The 16,183-nt window shown below is 74.1% G+C and carries 14 protein-coding genes; 5 read left to right on the plus strand and 9 right to left on the minus strand.

Going from position 1 to position 16,183, the window contains the following annotated elements; all coding sequences use genetic code 11:
• Positions 1-10: 10 nt before the first annotated feature.
• Positions 11-613, plus strand: coding sequence for a hypothetical protein (locus ACIBBA_RS02895; protein ID WP_396693122.1), 603 nt, complete (start codon positions 11-13; stop codon positions 611-613).
• A 2-nt stretch (positions 614-615) separates the two neighbouring features.
• Here the strand turns inward: ACIBBA_RS02895 and ACIBBA_RS02900 are convergent, their stop codons facing one another.
• Positions 616-1,176, minus strand: coding sequence for a hypothetical protein (locus tag ACIBBA_RS02900; protein WP_396693432.1), 561 nt, complete (start codon positions 1,174-1,176; stop codon positions 616-618).
• A gap of 193 nt (positions 1,177-1,369) precedes the next feature.
• Here ACIBBA_RS02900 and ACIBBA_RS02905 point away from each other — a divergent pair, with 193 nt between their 5' ends.
• Together ACIBBA_RS02905 and ACIBBA_RS02910 are read left to right on the plus strand one after the other, a co-directional pair.
• Positions 1,370-3,937, plus strand: a complete 2,568-nt coding sequence (locus ACIBBA_RS02905; RefSeq protein ID WP_396693124.1) for an FtsK/SpoIIIE domain-containing protein — start codon at positions 1,370-1,372, stop codon at positions 3,935-3,937.
• Positions 3,934-4,710, plus strand: a complete 777-nt coding sequence (locus ACIBBA_RS02910) for a hypothetical protein (protein ID WP_396693126.1) — start codon at positions 3,934-3,936, stop codon at positions 4,708-4,710. Before ACIBBA_RS02905 ends, ACIBBA_RS02910 begins: the two co-directional genes overlap by 4 nt.
• A 92-nt stretch (positions 4,711-4,802) precedes the next feature.
• Here the strand turns inward: ACIBBA_RS02910 and folE are convergent, their stop codons facing one another.
• The 4 genes from folE to ACIBBA_RS02930 all read right to left on the minus strand — a co-directional run bounded on the left by folE (position 4,803) and on the right by ACIBBA_RS02930 (position 8,785).
• Entirely contained in the window at positions 4,803-5,468 is a 666-nt protein-coding gene (gene folE, locus ACIBBA_RS02915; protein ID WP_396693434.1) for a GTP cyclohydrolase I FolE, read from the minus strand.
• 35 nt (positions 5,469-5,503) lie between these two features.
• Positions 5,504-7,522 carry an ATP-dependent zinc metalloprotease FtsH gene (ftsH, locus tag ACIBBA_RS02920; RefSeq protein ID WP_350873549.1) on the minus strand — a complete coding sequence of 673 codons (2,019 nt, stop codon included), beginning with the start codon at positions 7,520-7,522 and terminating at the stop codon, positions 5,504-5,506.
• A gap of 436 nt (positions 7,523-7,958) precedes the next feature.
• On the minus strand, positions 7,959-8,534 hold the full coding sequence (hpt, locus tag ACIBBA_RS02925; RefSeq protein WP_350873550.1) for a hypoxanthine phosphoribosyltransferase: 576 nt from the start codon (positions 8,532-8,534) through the stop codon (positions 7,959-7,961).
• 101 nt (positions 8,535-8,635) lie between these two features.
• Positions 8,636-8,785 (minus strand): hypothetical protein, encoded by a 150-nt coding sequence (locus ACIBBA_RS02930; protein WP_396693446.1) that lies wholly within the window; start codon positions 8,783-8,785, stop codon positions 8,636-8,638.
• 140 nt (positions 8,786-8,925) lie between these two features.
• Here ACIBBA_RS02930 and ACIBBA_RS02935 point away from each other — a divergent pair, with 140 nt between their 5' ends.
• Positions 8,926-9,891 carry a GlxA family transcriptional regulator gene (locus ACIBBA_RS02935; RefSeq protein WP_396693128.1) on the plus strand — a complete coding sequence of 322 codons (966 nt, stop codon included), beginning with the start codon at positions 8,926-8,928 and terminating at the stop codon, positions 9,889-9,891.
• A 55-nt stretch (positions 9,892-9,946) separates the two neighbouring features.
• Here the strand turns inward: ACIBBA_RS02935 and tilS are convergent, their stop codons facing one another.
• The 3 genes from tilS to dacB form a co-directional block, all read right to left on the minus strand.
• Positions 9,947-10,939, minus strand: a complete 993-nt coding sequence (tilS, locus tag ACIBBA_RS02940) for a tRNA lysidine(34) synthetase TilS (protein WP_396693130.1) — start codon at positions 10,937-10,939, stop codon at positions 9,947-9,949.
• A 10-nt stretch (positions 10,940-10,949) separates the two neighbouring features.
• Complete coding sequence (locus ACIBBA_RS02945) at positions 10,950-12,017, minus strand: zinc-dependent metalloprotease (protein ID WP_396693132.1); 1,068 nt, start codon at positions 12,015-12,017, stop codon at positions 10,950-10,952.
• Positions 12,018-12,093: 76 nt separating this feature from the next.
• A complete protein-coding gene (dacB, locus tag ACIBBA_RS02950) occupies positions 12,094-13,788 on the minus strand; it encodes a D-alanyl-D-alanine carboxypeptidase/D-alanyl-D-alanine-endopeptidase (RefSeq protein WP_396693134.1) in 1,695 nt (564 codons plus the stop codon).
• Between the two features lie 381 nt (positions 13,789-14,169).
• Here dacB and ACIBBA_RS02955 point away from each other — a divergent pair, with 381 nt between their 5' ends.
• On the plus strand, positions 14,170-14,676 hold the full coding sequence (locus ACIBBA_RS02955) for an inorganic diphosphatase (RefSeq protein WP_396693136.1): 507 nt from the start codon (positions 14,170-14,172) through the stop codon (positions 14,674-14,676).
• 34 nt (positions 14,677-14,710) lie between these two features.
• Here ACIBBA_RS02955 and eccD read toward each other — a convergent pair whose 3' ends face one another.
• The gene (gene eccD, locus ACIBBA_RS02960; protein ID WP_396693138.1) at positions 14,711-16,108 is read right to left on the minus strand and encodes a type VII secretion integral membrane protein EccD; all 1,398 of its coding nucleotides are present in this window, start codon (positions 16,106-16,108) and stop codon (positions 14,711-14,713) included.
• Positions 16,109-16,183: the final 75 nt, after the last annotated feature.

Below are 16,183 nucleotides of genomic sequence, written 5' to 3' on the forward strand. Positions count from 1 at the left end.
ACCGGCTGCCATGAACGAACCACTGCCCGATCCGTTCGCGGACCATCCCGACTGGGCGCCCCGGCCACCGCGACCGATCGACATAGTGCCGGCCATTGGTCGGGTCGAGTTGCGCGGGCGGCGAGTACAGGTGGGACTTCCCGGTCTGGGCTGGCGCGGCGACCTCCGGGCGGATGACCGCGTCGTCCAGAACAGCCGCACCTACGTCCCGGTGATCCCGGAGCACGAGTGGTACCGCGCCGAGGCCGAGCAGGTCGAGGTCTTCGCCCCACTGATGCCGGTGGAACGGGTATGGGTCGAGACCGTCGGCACCCGCCGCGGTTCCAACCCCCCGTCCCAGGAGGGGCCGATCCGACTCGTGTCCCTCGACGGCCCGAGCCACCGAGCCCCGACAGCGGTGATCGACGCGGACTCCGTCGTCGGGCGCCGCGTCGTGCACGTCATCGACTCGACGGAGCGGCGCGACCTCCGCGCCGTCACCGAGACCTACTCGGGTGCGGAGGGCGACATCTGCGTCCGGGTCACCCCGGAGGACGAATGGTATCGATGGGCATGGCGAGGTCAGGCACCCACCACCCTGGAGGTGCCGGTTCATCTACTGTGGATTGAGTGACATCAGTTGCTTAGCCGTGAGCCTTCGCAGACTCTCCAGTCCTCCCCCAGCTGCGTGCTGAACCGCCACGACTGCCGATCACTTTGAGTGATGCCGTCGACCATCGCAGAGATGATCAGCTCGACCTGCACGCTGGCAGCATCTCCCTGCCTTTGCACGGCAAGAGGACCCCAGCCGACCGATATCGAAACGCCAAACCGCTCTTCCCGAGCCAGAAGATCGTCGCGCAGCGCTCGTAGCGCATCGAGCTTTCCGCCGCCGTCGCAGGTGAACTGGTCGGCCCGCACGTCGTTCCGATCGACGAAAAAGGCTTGGATGTAACTGGCTACCACCACATCGGGGGCGCTGCGGTCCGGGGTGGTGGCGCGGTCGTACAGGACGTAGCCGGTTATGGCGCCGCCGAGACAGAGGAGCGCGAGCACCCCGCCGACGACGGTGAGCACGGTGCGCAGCCGGCCTCGTGGCCGCTGTGGCGCCGGGGCGGCCGGGCCCGGCGGCAGCTGCTCGCCGGGGGGCCGTTGCGCCGGTACGCGGGAGACCTGGGAACCGGCGGGGGGCTGCACTGATTCCACCTCCTGAGGCTATCGGCTGGACGCCGCGTACCCAATGCCTCAGTTGCCGCGGATCGTGACGGACCGCTCCCATGCGGTGAGATCCACGACAACAACCGCGCACCGCCGCCACACCTCCCGGGTAAGCGGCCTCAGCTGGGATACCGTCTCTGCTCGGGGAGGTTGCCAACCTCGGGCAGAGGGGGTGGACACGGTGGCCGGTCCGAAGACCCGTACGAACCGCGCCGCTGCTCTGCACCGCCAGGCGGCGGCCACCGCGGCGGCCGCCGCCAACATCCTCGACGAGACCCGGCCGGTCCCCGCTGACCAGCGTCGCCAGTACGAGCTGGCCGACCGGCTGCGTACGGTGGCGGCGCTGGTGGCGCCCGGCTGGTCCGGCACTCCCCTGGAGACACTCGCTGCCGACGCGCCGCCCGGTGAGGGTCCGCCGCCGTTCGTCCGGGTCGGCACCGCAGCCCCGCTGGACGACGCCCGTTTCCCCGCCCTGGTGCCACTGATCGGCACCGGCCACCTCAGCATCGACACCGACGCTCGGGATCCGCGGGTCGCCGGTCTGCTCCGGGCCGTCCTGCTGCGCGCGCTCGGCGCGACGCCGGCCGGCGCGCTGCTGGTCCGCGCGGTGGACGCGGCGGGTACGACGCTCGCTCCGTTCGCTGCGCTGGCTGACGCCGGGCTGCTCCCGCCGCCGGCCGCCGACGTGGCCGGCCTGCGGTCGGTGCTGACCGAGGCCGAGCAGTGGGTGGCCCCGGGGTCCAGTGGCCGGCGGCGACACGACCGCACGCTGCTGCTGGTCGTCGCCGCGCTGCCCGAGCTGACCGGCGCGACCGACCTGGCCCGGATCGAGGCGTTGGCCGAGCAGGGCCCTGCGGCGGGGATGCACCTGGTGGTCGCCGGCTGGGCGGCCCCCGGCCCGTACGCCAACCGTCCGCCGTTGCCCCGGGCCACCACGCTCGCCATGCGCAACGCGTACGCGCTGCTCGGCGACCCGCCGGAGGCCTCGTTCACCAGCCCGGGCGCGGATCCGCCGGGTGGGTTGAACTCCCCGGTCTTCGTCGAGGTCGATCCACCGGCGGAACTGGTCGGCGCGGTCTGTCGCCGGCTCGCCCGGCAGGTGGAGGCGGGCTCCCGGCTGGCACTGGCCGACGTGCTCCCTCCGACCGACGAGGAGCGCTGGTCGGCCAGCTCGGTCGACGGCCTGAGCAGCACGGTAGGTGACGCCGGCGGGCGGCCGGTGCCGCTCGGCTTCACCGAGCTGACGCCGCACTGGCTGGTCAGCGGACGCGCCGACGGGGGACGCTCGGCGTTCCTCACCACCGCCCTGCTCGGTCTGGCCGCCCGGTACGGGCCGGCGGAGCTGGAGCTCTACCTGGTGGACCTGGGCGAGGGCGAGTCCTTCGTGGAGTTCCTGCAGACCGAGCGGGACCGGTCGTGGATCCCGCAGGTCCGGGCCGCCGCGATGGCCGCCGACCGGGAGTACGTGCGGGACCTCTTCGACCGGCTGGCGACGGAGGTCCGCCAGCGCGAGGAGGCCGGCCGCCGGGCGGGCGGGCAGCGTTACGCGGAGCTTCGCGAGCACCGGTCCCTTCCCCGGATCGTCTGCTTGGTCGACAACGTGCCGATGCTCTTCGCCGAGCGGGACCGGCTCGCCGCCGACCTCGCCGCGCGGCTGGAGGCGCTGGCCCGGGCGGGCCGGGCGTACGGCGTCCACCTGGTGCTGGCGGGCGCCGGCGAGCTGGGGCTGGCCGGCCGCTCGGACGGCGGGCACCGGGATTCCCTGCTCGGTCAGTTCCCGGTCCGGGTGGCGCTACCGGGCGGCAGCGCCGTGCTGGAACCGACCAACGACTCGGCCGCCGGCCTGCCCGTGGGCAGCGCGGTGGTGAACACCGCCGGTGGTCTCGGCGGCCCGCGTGGCGCGGTCCGCGGGCACGAACGGCTGATCCGGTACCCGGATCCGCAGGACGCGCCGGAGGTGGTGGAGCGGCTGCGGCACGAGCTCTGGTCGGCCCGGCCGGAGGGTTCCGCCCCGCCGGTGGTGTTCGCCGGCTACGCCCGCCCACTGCTGCGCAACGACCCGCGCTACCGGGCGGCGATCGCCGGTCAGGTGCACGCGCCGGCCGCGCTGCTGGGCCGGGCGGTCGACGTCGGCCGGTCGACGGCGGCCGTGCCGCTCGGTCCGGCGGCCGGCCGCAACCTGGCCGTCCTGGGTCCCGGCCCGGAGGCGGCCCGCCTGCTGGTCACGGCGGCCCGGAGCACCGCCGCGCACCATCCGCCCGGCAGCGCTCGCTTCGTCGTCGCCGCCCCCGACGCCAACTGCCGGGTGCTGGCCGAGGCGCTGACCACAGAGCTGGCCGCCCGGCACACCGCGAGGATGGTCGACGTCGCCGACGTGCTCGACGTGACGGACGACGACGAGCCGACCTACCTGGTGGTCTTCGGCCTGGACCGGGCCGGCGCGGAGGAGCTGCCCGTCGAGCGGCTGCGGGCGCTGCTGCGGGATGGGCCGCCCGCCGGGCGTCACCTGCTCGGCTGGTGGCGGGTGGTGCCGCCGTTCGCCGCGCTGCTCGAACCGGAGGACGCGGTGGACAAGCTGGCCGCCGTCGCCGCGGTCGACGTGCCCGGCGCGCAACTCGCTGCGGTCTTCCACCGCCCGGTGGAGTGGCGACCCCGCCCGGGCCGGGTGGTGCTCTGGGACGGCCCGGACGAGCAGGGGTTGGTCCTGGTGCCGTTCGCCGAGGAGGAGGCGCCGCGATGATCGGGAACGGGAGCCGGGCGTTGGGCCGGAAGGCGGGCGGGAGCGTCCGGCAGGAGCCACGGGATCCGGTCGGGCCGGGCCGGCAGCGCACCGCCGGGGCGCGGGAGGCCGCTCCGCAGTCCCCGAGCCCGGACGCCGCCCTCGACGCCTGGCACGGCTACCTCGCGGCCGCCCGCCAGTTGGACGGCGTGCGCCGGGGCGCGGCGGCCGCCGCCGGTGAGCAGGCCCGGTCGGTGCAGGCGGCCCGGGAGGAGCTGACCGAGGTCCGGGCCCGGCTGGCAACCCAGCAGACCCGGCTGCACGAGCGGGGCGTACCGCCGATCTCGCTGGTGCCCTCCCCGCCGGAGCTGACCGAGTCGGCCCGGTCGATGGCCGGCGGGCCGGCGACCGTGCTGGCCGCGCTGCGTACCGCCCGGGGCCGGGCCGACGCCGCGGACGCCGCGCTGGTCGCGCGGCATCCGCTCCGGCCGGCGAGCTGGTCCGCGCGACCGCGGAACCTGCTGGTGTACGGGCCCCTGGCGCTGCTGGTGCCGCTGATCCAGGTAGTGGTGTACGTGGCGACCGGTGCCGGCCCGGCGAGCGTCGCCGCGTTGATCTTCGGGCTGCCGATGCCGGCGGTGGCCTTCGTGGCCGGCTGGGTCGGTATCGGGCGGCTGTTCCGGCCCGGTCCGAACGAGCGGCTGGACCGGACCTCGCGGTTCGGCGCCCTGGTCTGCCTGGTCCCGGCGGTGCTGGTCACCGCCGGCCTGCTCCTCGCCATGCTCGCCGGCTGACCCGGCTGCTACCCGCCGCCACCGCTGCCGGAGAAAACGGCCGGCCGCCCCGGTTACCCGGGCCGACCGGCCGCAAGCTCGTTCAGGTCGGGTCAGCGGGGCATGATCAGTGCCATCGCCTCGGCCCGCGACTTCGCGTCGGTCTGCAGGCTGCCGCGCACCGCCGACGTGATCGTCTTCGCGCCGGACTTCTGGATGCCGCGCATCGCCATGCACATGTGCTCGCACTCCAGCACGACCACCACGCCGCTCGGCGCGAGCTTGCTCATCAGCAGGTCGGCGACCTGCGAGGTGAGCCGTTCCTGCACCTGCGGGCGGCGGGCGAAGACCTCGACCAGCCGGGCCAGCTTGGAGAGCCCGGTGATCCGGCCGTCCGGGCCGGGGATGTAGCCGATGTGAGCGCTGCCCCGGAACGGGAGCAGGTGGTGCTCGCAGAGGCTCATCACGTCGATGTCCCGGACGAGCACCAGCTCCTGGTGGTTGGCCTCGAAGGTGGTGCTGAGCACCTGGGCCGGGTCGACCCGCAGGCCGGCGAAGAGTTCGGCGTACGCCCGGGCCACCCGGGCCGGGGTCGCCTGGAGCCCGTCGCGGTCGGGATCCTCGCCGACCGCGATCAGGATCTCGCGTACGGCCTTCTCGATCCGGGCCAGGTCCACGGTTTCCTCGACCGGCCCGCCCGCGAGCTTCCCGTTGATCAGGCGGGCGGCGATGTAGTCCAGCCCGTCGTCGCCGTCGGGCTCGGTAGCGGAAGCGGCCAGCCCCCGGTTCCGGGAGCTGGCCGCTGGGTCCGTACTCAGTGCGTGCCGTCCGAGTTGTTGGACGAGGTACCGCCACCGACCGACGCCTGCGCGCCGTCGGCCTCGGCCTGCGCCTTGAGCTTGTCCTTCTCCGCCGGGGTGAGCACGGGCGGCTCGGTGGAGGGCTGACGCTTGCCGAACCCGTTGTAGGGCGCGAGCGGCGGACGCTTGACCACCCGGGCGCAGATCCGCGCCATGTCGGCGGTGGAGAGGGTCTCCTTCTCCATCAGCTCGAGCACGATGTTGTCCAGGACGTCCCGGTATTCCACCAGGATCTCCCAGGCCTCGTCGTGCGCCAGCTCGACCAGCGCCCGCATCTCGCCGTCGATCTCGGCGGCCACCGAGTCGGAGTAGTCCCGCTCGTGGCCCATGTTGCGGCCGAGGAACGGTTCGTCCCCGCTGGTGCCGTACTTGATCGCACCGAGCTTGGAGCTCATGCCGTACTGGGTGATCATCGCGCGGGCCAACTGGGTGGCCTTCTCGATGTCGTTGCCGGCACCGGTGGTGGGCTCGTGGAAGACCAGCTCCTCGGCGGCCCGGCCGCCCAGCGCGTACGCCAGGGTGTCGATCATTTCGGCCCGGGTCTGGGTGTACTTGTCCTCCGTGGGCAGCACCAGGGTGTGGCCCAGCGAGCGGCCACGGGACAGGATCGTCACCTTGTGCACCGGCGCGGCGTGCGGCAGCGCCCAGGCGACCAGCGCGTGCCCACCCTCGTGGTACGCGGTGATCTTCTTTTCCTGGTCGCTCATCACCCGGGTCCGACGCTGCGGACCGGCGATGACCCGGTCGATCGACTCCTCGAGGGAGTCGTTGCTGATCGCCCGCTGGTCCTTACGCGCGGTGAGCAGGGCCGACTCGTTGATCACGTTGGCCAGGTCGGCGCCGCTGAACCCCGGGGTACGCCGTGCCACCGAGTCGAGGTCGACGTCGGGGGTGAACGGCTTGCCCTTGGCGTGCACCCGCAGGATGGCCTTGCGGCCCTCCATGTCGGGGGCGTCGACCGGGATCTGCCGGTCGAACCGGCCCGGGCGCAGCAGCGCCGGGTCGAGGATGTCCGGCCGGTTGGTGGCGGCGATCAGGATGACCCCGCCCTTGGTGTCGAAGCCGTCCATCTCGACGAGCAACTGGTTGAGGGTCTGCTCGCGCTCGTCGTGACCGCCGCCCATGCCGGCGCCACGGTGGCGGCCGACGGCGTCGATCTCGTCGACGAAGACGATCGCCGGAGCGTTGGCCTTCGCCTGCTCGAACAGGTCCCGGACCCGGCTGGCGCCGACACCGACGAACATCTCGACGAAGTCGGAACCGGAGATGGAGTAGAAGGGCACTCCGGCCTCGCCGGCGACCGCGCGGGCCAACAGCGTCTTACCGGTACCGGGCGGACCGAAGAGCAGCACGCCCTTCGGGATCTTCGCGCCCAGTGCCTGGTACTTGGCCGGGTTCTGGAGGAAGTCCTTGATCTCGTGGAGCTCCTCCACCGCCTCCTCGGCGCCCGCGACGTCCGCGAAGGTGGTCTTCGGCGTGTCCTTGGTGATCATCTTCGCCTTGGACTTGCCGAAGTTGAGCACCCGCGAGCCGCCGCCCTGCATCTGCGACATGAAGAACAGCAGCAGGAGCACGAGCAGCACGATGGGGAGCAGGTTGACCAGCAGGCTCACCCAGATGCTGTCGGACGACACCTTGGCGTCGGCGGGGCCGGTGACCCGGTTGGCCGCCTTGGCCGCGAGGACCTCGTTCCAGACCTCGTCACCCACCTCGGCGGGGAACTGGGCCTCGATCCGGTCGGTGTTGGTGTCGCCGAACTTGGTCTTCTGCGCCAGGTCGAGCTGGAGCGTCTGCTCCTTGTCCTGGAAGACGACCTTATTGATCTTGGCGGTGTGGAGCTGGTCAAGCGCAACGGAAGTGTCCACCCGGTGGTAACTGGGACCAGAGGTGAACAACTGACTGAGCACAACGGCGCCGAGGATGACCAGGATGATCCAGACCACCGGTCGGCGGAAGAAACGCGTACGTTCCATACTGTTGTCGAGCGCCGGGGCGCCCGCATCCTCCTGATCGACGTCCTGACCGTCTGATGGTGTTGCCGCCTGTGGCGGCGGCCGGAGCCGCCGTGCGGGCCGGCCTCGACCCCGAAGCGCGACAACTGCCGCGCCGCGGTCATTCGACGGTACACCGTGTGCGCACGGAGTGAGCTTGCGAGCCCCGCACTCGGCACACTCGTCGACATCGACGCAGCGCCCCGTGGGCGGAGCCCGCCAGCCACGCGCCGAGACGTACGGCGGGACCGGGCGGGACCAGCGTGGCGGGGAGTCCGACCCGGCCACCAGCGAACACCCGGTCAAGCGTTCGAGGGGCCGAGCGCGAAGGTGCCTCCGCGCCACCGGGCTCCACGGTAGCCGGAAGAGCTGAGAGTCCGCTGAACGTCGGCTTGACAGCTGCCGATGCGAGTGGCGCTCAGGAGCGGGCGTAGACCTCGGGCTTGAGCACGCCGACGTAGGGCAGCTCGCGGTAGCGCTCGGAGAAGTCGAGCCCGTACCCGACGACGAACTCGGTCGGGATGTCGAAGCCGACGTACTTCACCGGCACCTGGACCTTGACCGCGTCCGGCTTGCGGAACAGCGCGACCACCTCGACGCTCGCCGCGGACCGCGACTCCAGGTAGCGCAGCAGCCAGGAGAGGGTGAGGCCGGAGTCGACGATGTCCTCGACGACCACCACGTGCCGGCCGGCGATGTCCCGGTCCAGGTCCTTGAGGATGCGTACCACGCCGGAGGAGGTGGTGCCCTGGCCGTAGGAGGAGACGGCCATGAACTCCAGCTCGGCGGGGGGCCCTTGCCGGCCGAGCGCCCGGGCGAAGTCGGCCATGAACATCACCGCGCCCTTGAGCACGCAGACCAGCAGGAGCCCGTCGTTCACGTGGGCGTAGTCCGCCGAGACCTGCTTGGCCAGCTCCGCCGTCTTCTCGCGGATCTGCGCTTCCGAGATGATCACGTGGTCGATGTCGGCGTCGTACCAGGAGCCGTCAGCCATGACTCCTAGCCTGCCGTACGCCCACCGGCCTCCGTCGGCGGGGCCGCCCCTTTTAGCGCGGTCCCGCCCGGGATTTTCTCGGCAAAACTGGACCAACAGCATCAGCAGGTACGGGACTGCCAGCGGCGACCTTCGTCGGTCGGCTTCCAGTCGGCCGAGTCGCGGGTGTCGGCGGTCAGGCCGGTCGCCGAGGCGACGGCGAGCAGGACGAGGAACAGCAGGAACAACAGGAACTCCATGGCGGCGCTCACTTTCGCACGATTGCTAACGGTTTCGCCGCCGGTGCGCACCGGACTTGACCCCAAGTCTGCGCCGCTCCGTTCCGGGTCGACAGTGGCAGGAATGCCAATGGCCCTCGATTTCCTGCCACCGGCGGGGTTACCCTCGTCACATGCTCCGCACCGTCGCCGTCCTCGCCCTCGACCAGGTCGCCGCCTTCGAGCTCGGCGTGCTCGCCGAGGTCTTCGGCACCGACCGCACGGCCGACGGCTTTCCCGGCTACCGCTTCCACGTGTGCAGCCCGGACGGCGCCCCGGTGCGCACCGCGTCCGGCTTCCAGCTGGTCCCGCACGCCGACCTCGCTCCGCTGGAGGACGCCGACCTGGTCGCGGTGCCCGCCCACTCCCAGGGCACGACCGTCCCCGCGACGGTGCTGGAGGCGCTGCGACGGGCCGACGCCCGCGGGGCACACCTGCTCAGCGTCTGCTCCGGGGCCTTCCTGCTGGGCGCGGCCGGCCTGCTCGACGACCGGGAGTGCACCACCCACTGGCGCTACGTCGACGAGCTGCAACGGCTGCACCCGAAGGCCCGGGTCCGCTGCAACTCGCTCTACGTGGCCGACGGGCGGCTGCTCACCAGCGCCGGCACGGCCGCCGGCATCGACGCCTGCCTGCACCTGATCCGCCAGGAACACGGCTCGGCGACGGCCACCCGGTTGGCCCGCCGGATGGTGGTTCCGCCGCACCGCGACGGCGGCCAGTCGCAGTACATCGAGGCGCCCATCCCGAGGGCGCCGGAGGCGCCGACCCTGGAGCCGGTGCTGGAGTGGCTGATGGGGCATCTGGACCGCACGGTGACCGTGGACGAGCTGGCCGCCCGGGCCGGCATGGCGCCGCGTACCTTCGCCCGCCGGTTCCGTGCCGAGACCGGCACCACCCCGCACGACTGGATGACCAACCAGCGGGTGCTGCTGGCCCGGCGGCTGCTGGAGGAGACCCGGCTGAGCGTGGAGGCGGTCGCCGACCAGGCCGGCTTCGGCGACGCGGCGGCCCTGCGCCACCACTTCACCCGCCGGGTCGGCGCCACCCCGCACAGCTATCGGACGACCTTCCGCGACCGCAGCCAGACACCGGCCTGAGCGCCGCCGCGCTGATCACCGAGCCGCTCGATACCCCCGCCGCCCCGGGCCGGGATCAGCCGGGGTCGGCGGCGAGCAGCCGACCGGCGCGACGGAGCACCCGGAAACCGCCGGGCAGGTGCGCGGCGCCCTGGCCGTGCCACTGGACGACCAGCGCCTCCAGCGCGGCCACGTGCCGGTGGGACAGAGCGCCCGGCGGGGCGCCCAGCTCGCGCGCCCAGGCGTGCAGCACCCGGCCGCGTACCGCGGGGGCGAGGGCGGCCAGCTCCGGCACGGCGAGCCCGCCGTCGGGGTGCCGGGCCGCCGCGAGCGCCGCGTCCGCCAGGTCGTCGAGGACGGCGGTGTCCGCGGCGACCAGCCGGGCGGTGCGGGCCAGCCCGTCGAGCACCCCCGGCCCCAGCGCGCGGACCAGCGCGGGCAGCACCTCGGCCCGGACCCGGGCCCGGGCGTACGCGGGATCGACGTTGTGCGGGTCCTGCCAGGGCTTGAGGCCGAGCGCCGCGCACGCCGCGTGGGTCTGCTCGCGGGTCACTGCCAGCAGCGGCCGCAGCAGCGGCACCCCGGCCAGCTCCCGCCGGTCGGGCATCCCGGCCAGCCCCCGGGGGCCGGCGCCCCGGGCCAGCGCGAGCAGCACCGTCTCCGCCTGGTCGTCGCGGGTGTGCCCGGTCAGCACCGCCGCCGCCCGGTGCCGCCCGGCGACCGCCACCAGCGCCTCGTAGCGCGCCTCGCGGGCCGCCGCCTCGGGCCCGCCCGGCCGCCCGGCCGGTTCGACCCGGACCGACTCGACGGGGGTCAGGCCGACGTCGGCGGCCCAGGCCACCACCTCGGCGGCCCGCTCGGCGGAGCCCTCCTGGAGGCCGTGGTCGACCGTCACCAGGCCGGCGGGCCGGCCGAGCCGTGGGGCGACGAAGGCGGTGGCGGCGGCCAGCGCGAGCGAGTCGGCCCCACCGGAGCAGGCGACCAGCACCGGCCCGTCACCGGCCAGACCGGTCAGCGCGTGACGGACCGCCAGCCGGATCGCGGCCACCGGCGGGGCGAGTACGGCCACCGGCGTGCGGTCAGCCGGCGGCCGGCACCGAGCCGGCCGGCCCGTGCACCCGGGCAACCCAGGCGGCCGGGTCGCTGATCTCCTCAAGGCGGGGCAGGGTCAGTGGCGAGCCGAAGATCTTGTTGAAGCCCTCCATGCCGACCCGCTCCACCACCCCGTGCACGAACGTGCGGCCCTCGGCGTACTGGCGCATCTTGACGTCCACGCCGAGCAGCCGGCGGATCGCCTTCTCCACCGGGTTGCCGGCGGCGCGCCGGCGGTTGAACGCCGCCCGGATCCGGTCGACGCTCGGGATGACCTGCGGGCCGACGCCGTCCATCACGAACTCGGCGTGCCCTTCGAGCAGCGTCATCAGCGCGGTGAGCCGGTCCAGCACGGCTCGCTGGGCGGGCGTCTGGACGAGGTCGAGCACGCTGGTCCGGCTCTCCGGGTCGCGGATCACGTCGGAGAGGGTGGCCACCCCCCGCCGCAGCCGCTCCACCACGTGCTCGCTGCCGGACGAGGCGTCCACGAAGGCCTGCACCTCACCGAGGAAGTAGGCCCGCATCCACGGCACCGCGGTGAACTGGGTCCGGTGGGTCACCTCGTGCAGGCAGACCCAGAGCCGGAAGTCACGCGGGTCGGCGCCGAGCTTCCGCTCCACCTCGACGATGTTGGGCGCGACCAGCAGCAGCTGCCCGGGGTCGGCGGAGAAGACCTCGTACTGGCCGAGCACCCGGCCGGAGAGGTAGGCGAGCACGGTGCCGGCCTGCACGCCGGTCAGCCGCGAGCCGATCGCCTCGGTCAGCGCCCCGGGCTGCTTGTCGCCGGTGAGCCGGCCGACCAGCGGGCTGATCACCTCGCGCAGGCCGGCGATGTTGGTAGCGGCCCAGTCCCGCCGGTCGACCACCCGCACCGGCGGGTGGGTCACCTGCGCCCGCAGACCGGTGTATTCGGCCACGTGCCCGGCCGCCTCCTCGGTCAACCGCCGCAGGTCGCCGACCACCTCGGTGGCCTCGGCGTACGACACCCGGGGGCCCGACTTGCCCAGCGCCCCCGCGGTCGCGGCGGCCAGATCCCAGTCCACGAACTGCGCCATGCACCCCACCGTACCCGCGCCGGCACACCCCGACCCGGGCTCGCGGTGGCGATCGAAGCTGGTCGCGCGTCGCCGGTCAGCGGCAGCCGCAGCCGGCCAGGGTGGCGGCGATCCGGTCCAGCGCCACCCGGGCCGCCGTCATTCCGTCGGCCGGCGCCCGGTCGGTGAGCACGGCGAAGGTGAGCAGCCGCCCGTCCGCGGTGGTGACCAGCCCGGCGATGGCGTGCACGCCGGTCAGCGTCCCGGTCTTGGCCCGCACCACCCCGGCGCCGGCCTTCGTCCCGGTCGTCTCGTAGCGCTCGCCCAGGGTGCCGGACCAGCCGCCGACCGGCAGGCCACCGAAGATCGCAGCCAGCTCCGGATGCTCGCCGTTGCCGGCGAGCGTGATCAGGTCGGTGAGCAGGGAGGGGCTGATCCGGTCGGTGCGGGACAGGCCGCTGCCGTCGGCGAGGGCCAGCTCGTTGGCGGGCAGACCCAGCTCGCCGGCGACGGTGTCCATCGCCGCGGCGGCCCCGCTGAACGAGGCGGGCTTGTCCCGTGCGAGTGCGACCTGACGGGCCAGCGCCTCGGCGATGATGTTGTCGCTGTCGGTGATCATGATGTCGACCAGCCGGACCATCGGCAGGGACTCCACCTTGCCGAGCTCACCGCCCGGCGCGCTCGGCGTGGCGCCCTCCCCGGGGGCCTTGCCCTTGCTGACCGCACTCGTCGGCAGGCCGAGCAGCCGGGCGAACGAGCGGCCGGCGGCGAGGTCGGGCTGGGACACCCGCTCGGCGCCGTGGTTGCCGGCATCGTGGTCCTTCTTCGCCTGCGGCACGTCGCTGCGACCGGCGTCGGTCATCAGGGCGGTGATCGCCCCGCCGTAGCCGCCGGTGGGGATGTCGTCGTCCCAGCCGGGCTCGTAGACCGGCCCGGAGTAGAGCGACGAGTCGACGATCACCTTCGTCGGCGCGACGCCCCCGAGCGCCTGCTTGACCTGCGCGGCCAGGTCGTCCAGTCGGGCCGCGCCCGGGTAGAAGCCCTTCTTGTCGACCGCCAGGGTGGGATCGCCACCGCCGACGATGACCACCTCGCCGGGGTTCGCCCCGGCCACCGCCCGGGTGGGGATCCGGTACGCCGGCCCGCGCGCGGAGAGCACGGTCACCGCGGTCACCAGCTTGGTCACCGAGGCGGGCACGGTGCCGTCGTCGGCGCCGCGGGCGAAGAGCGACTGCCCGGTCGCCACGTCCGCCACCGACACGTTCACCCGGTCGCCGAGGGCGCCCACCCCGACCAGCGGGTCGAGTGCGGCGCGCACCCCGTCGGGCGTGGGCAGCGGGGCGTTCGGGTCGGCGCCGGCGAGCACGGCCGACGGCGCCGGCTCGGGCGCCGCGGCGGCGGCCTGCGGGTTGTCGGCCTCGCTGCCGAGCCAGCCGGCGACCGGACCGGGGCGTACCACCGCCACGCCGGCGCCGACCAGCACAAGCAGGAGCAGGACGGCGAGCACCACCGGCAGCCGGCGTCGACGCCGGGGCGCCGGGGTCGTCGGGCCCGAGGCGCCGGGCGGCGCGTTCACCGGGCCGGCGCCGGCGGGCCCCGCGGGCGGGATCGGCCCGGCCCCGCCGACCGTCGCCCGGCCGGCCGCCGACGGCGGGGCGGCACCCGCCGGGGCGTACCCCGGATTGGCGGGGTGGTGGTCCCGGCGCGGCCCGGCGGGCGCGGGACTGGTCGGGATCCCGGAGGTCGGGGCGGAACCGGAGGGGTGGGCCGTCGGGAAGGTCGGCGGGGTCATCGGGCGCTCGGCGCCCAGGACGGGGAAGCGGCCCTGGCCCGGGCCGGTGGCGCGGGGGTCCGTCGGCGGCCGCCAAACCGGCGGCGGGGTGCCGTCGGGGGCCGCTCCGGCGGGTCGGCGGGGGTGCGCGTCGGGCACCGGTACGCGCCCGGTGGCACCGCCAGAAGCAGGTCGTCCGGTTTCGCGTCCAGAGCCAGCCTCCGGGCGGTAGTGTGAATCTTCCCTCCCCACGACCCCCTCCTCTCCTGCGACATCCGGCTTGGGTGACACTACTTTGGTCCGAACACTATGCGGCGGCCAGAACCGGTGGGTGGGTTTCACCTGTCCGGGCGGCAGCCGCTGGTTCCGTTAGCCAGCGTGGGCAAACGAGGGAGCGTGCAGATGGATTTCGACGTCACGGTTGAGATCCCCAAGGGTCACCGCAACAAGTACGAGGTCGACCACGCGACCGGCCGGATCCGGCTCGACCGGACCCTCTTCACCTCCACGCAGTACCCGGCGGACTACGGGTTCATCGAGGGGACCCTGGGCGAGGACGGCGATCCGCTGGACGCGCTGGTGCTGGTCCCCGAGCCGACCTTCCCGGGCTGCCTGATCCGGTGCCGCACCATCGGCATGTTCCGGATGACGGACGAGAAGGGTGGCGACGACAAGGTCCTCTGCGTCCCCTACGAGGACCCGCGCCAGGAGCACCTGCGCGACATCCACCACCTCGGTGAGTTCGACCGGCTGGAGATCCAGCACTTCTTCGAGGTCTACAAGGACCTCGAACCGGGCAAGTCGGTCGAGGGCGCGACCTGGGTGGGCCGGACCGAGGCCGAGGCCGAGATCCACGCCTCGTACCGGCGGGCCAAGGAGGCGGAGGAGCGCGGCGAAGCCAGGCACTGACCCCGCCACGATTCGTACCGGGCCCGGGGGCCGCTCAGCCGAGCAGCCCCCGGGCCCGTTCGTAGAGATCGAGGACCGCGCAGGCGACCGGCACCACGGCCACCACCAGCGCCGTGTCGGCCAGGTCGGCGACCCGGCCGAGGTATGGGGAGACCGGTCGGCGGGCGTACGTGGTGCCCGCCGTCACGGCGAGCAGGGCCAGCGCCACCCCCGCGACGACCAGCAGGAGCCGACCGGTGCCGCCCGCGCGCTCGGCGAGCACGGCGCCGAACACGGCATGACCGGCCAGCCCGGCGGCCACCGGGGGCACCCGGTGCCGGACCGCCACGAAGAGCCGGGACCGCAGCAGCAGCACCGCGGCGGTGACCGCCACCAGCACCAGCCCGGCGACCCCACCGGCCGCCCCGAGCACCGCCATCGCGGCGGTCGCCAGCACCGCGTGCCCGAGCAGCATTCCGGTGAGCATCTCCTCGGTACGCGCCACCGCCGCGTAGACCCGGCCACGGTCCGGCAGGTCGCGCACCGGTGCCCCGCCGTCGGCCGGGGTGGGCAGGGTGATCGGCGGCAGCGGCAGCTTGCCGAGCCGGATGGCCAGCAGCGGGATCGCCCCGACCGCGAAGACCAGCGCGCAGAGCAGCACCGCCGCGGCACCCGCCGGGGCGAGCAGCAGTCCGCCGAGGGCGGCCGGCACGCCGACCAGCCCGACCGTGGCGCCGGCCACGAACACCCGCAGTCGGGTGGCGACGCCGAGCAGCCCGAGCACCGAGACCAGCAGCAGGGCCGCCGCGCCGGCCAGCAGTTCGGGAGCGCCCACCCAACGCAGCGGCCCGAACAGCCCGACCGGGTCGCCTGAGCCGACCGCCAGGGCGCCGGCCGATGCGGCGTACGGCAGCGCGTAGCCCCCGAGGGTCGCGGCGGTCGCGGCGTCGCCGTGCGCCCGCGAGGCGACGGTGGCGGCGAGGGTGAGCAGCAGCGCCACCGCCGCGGCGGCCACCCAGCCGGCCGCGTGACGTGGCCCGCCGTCGAGCAGGGCGAGCAGCGCGATGGCGAGCGGCACGCTCACGCCGGCCAGGACGGCGACCCGGGTCGCCACCGGGGACCAGGCGCCGCCCCGACGCCGGGCGCCGTCCGCGATCGCCTCCACCACGTCGTCGTACTCCAGCTCCGGCCAGTGCACGCGGGCCGGGACCAGGTGCAGCACCTCGCCGTCGCGGACCCCCTGCGGCAGCAGCGCCTGGGCGGTCGACAGCACCGCGCCGTCGGTGCGACGCAGCAGCCACCCGCCGTGCCGCTCACCGTCGTCGGCCAGCCCCTCGCCGGCGTGCCGGAGCACGTCGGGCAGCAGCTCGGCCAGGGGCACCTGCTCGGGCAGGGCGACGTCCACCCGCCGCTGCGGGGCGCTGATCGTGACGCGGGCCAGCCCGGTGGTCATCGAAGCATCTCCATATCGAACAGGTTCGGTGGCTGCGCGGACGACAGGACTTTACCTACGATGAGCCAGCTTCGG

Origin of the sequence: Micromonospora sp. NPDC051006, assembly GCF_044456245.1 — a bacterium.
Taxonomy (GTDB): Bacteria; Actinomycetota; Actinomycetes; order Mycobacteriales; family Micromonosporaceae; genus Micromonospora.

What these genes read in the sequence shown, in the direction of transcription:
- eccD (WP_396693138.1), bottom strand. Translation starts at nt 16,108, where the DNA reads ATGACCACCGGGCTGGCCCGCGTCACGATCAGCGCCCCGCAGCGGCGG.
- ACIBBA_RS02895 (WP_396693122.1), top strand. Translation starts at nt 11, where the DNA reads ATGAACGAACCACTGCCCGATCCGTTCGCGGACCATCCCGACTGGGCG.
- ftsH (WP_350873549.1), bottom strand. Translation starts at nt 7,522, where the DNA reads ATGGAACGTACGCGTTTCTTCCGCCGACCGGTGGTCTGGATCATCCTG.
- ACIBBA_RS02955 (WP_396693136.1), top strand. Translation starts at nt 14,170, where the DNA reads ATGGATTTCGACGTCACGGTTGAGATCCCCAAGGGTCACCGCAACAAG.
- ACIBBA_RS02935 (WP_396693128.1), top strand. Translation starts at nt 8,926, where the DNA reads ATGCTCCGCACCGTCGCCGTCCTCGCCCTCGACCAGGTCGCCGCCTTC.
- ACIBBA_RS02910 (WP_396693126.1), top strand. Translation starts at nt 3,934, where the DNA reads ATGATCGGGAACGGGAGCCGGGCGTTGGGCCGGAAGGCGGGCGGGAGC.
- dacB (WP_396693134.1), bottom strand. Translation starts at nt 13,788, where the DNA reads ATGACCCCGCCGACCTTCCCGACGGCCCACCCCTCCGGTTCCGCCCCG.
- hpt (WP_350873550.1), bottom strand. Translation starts at nt 8,534, where the DNA reads ATGGCTGACGGCTCCTGGTACGACGCCGACATCGACCACGTGATCATC.
- ACIBBA_RS02945 (WP_396693132.1), bottom strand. Translation starts at nt 12,017, where the DNA reads ATGGCGCAGTTCGTGGACTGGGATCTGGCCGCCGCGACCGCGGGGGCG.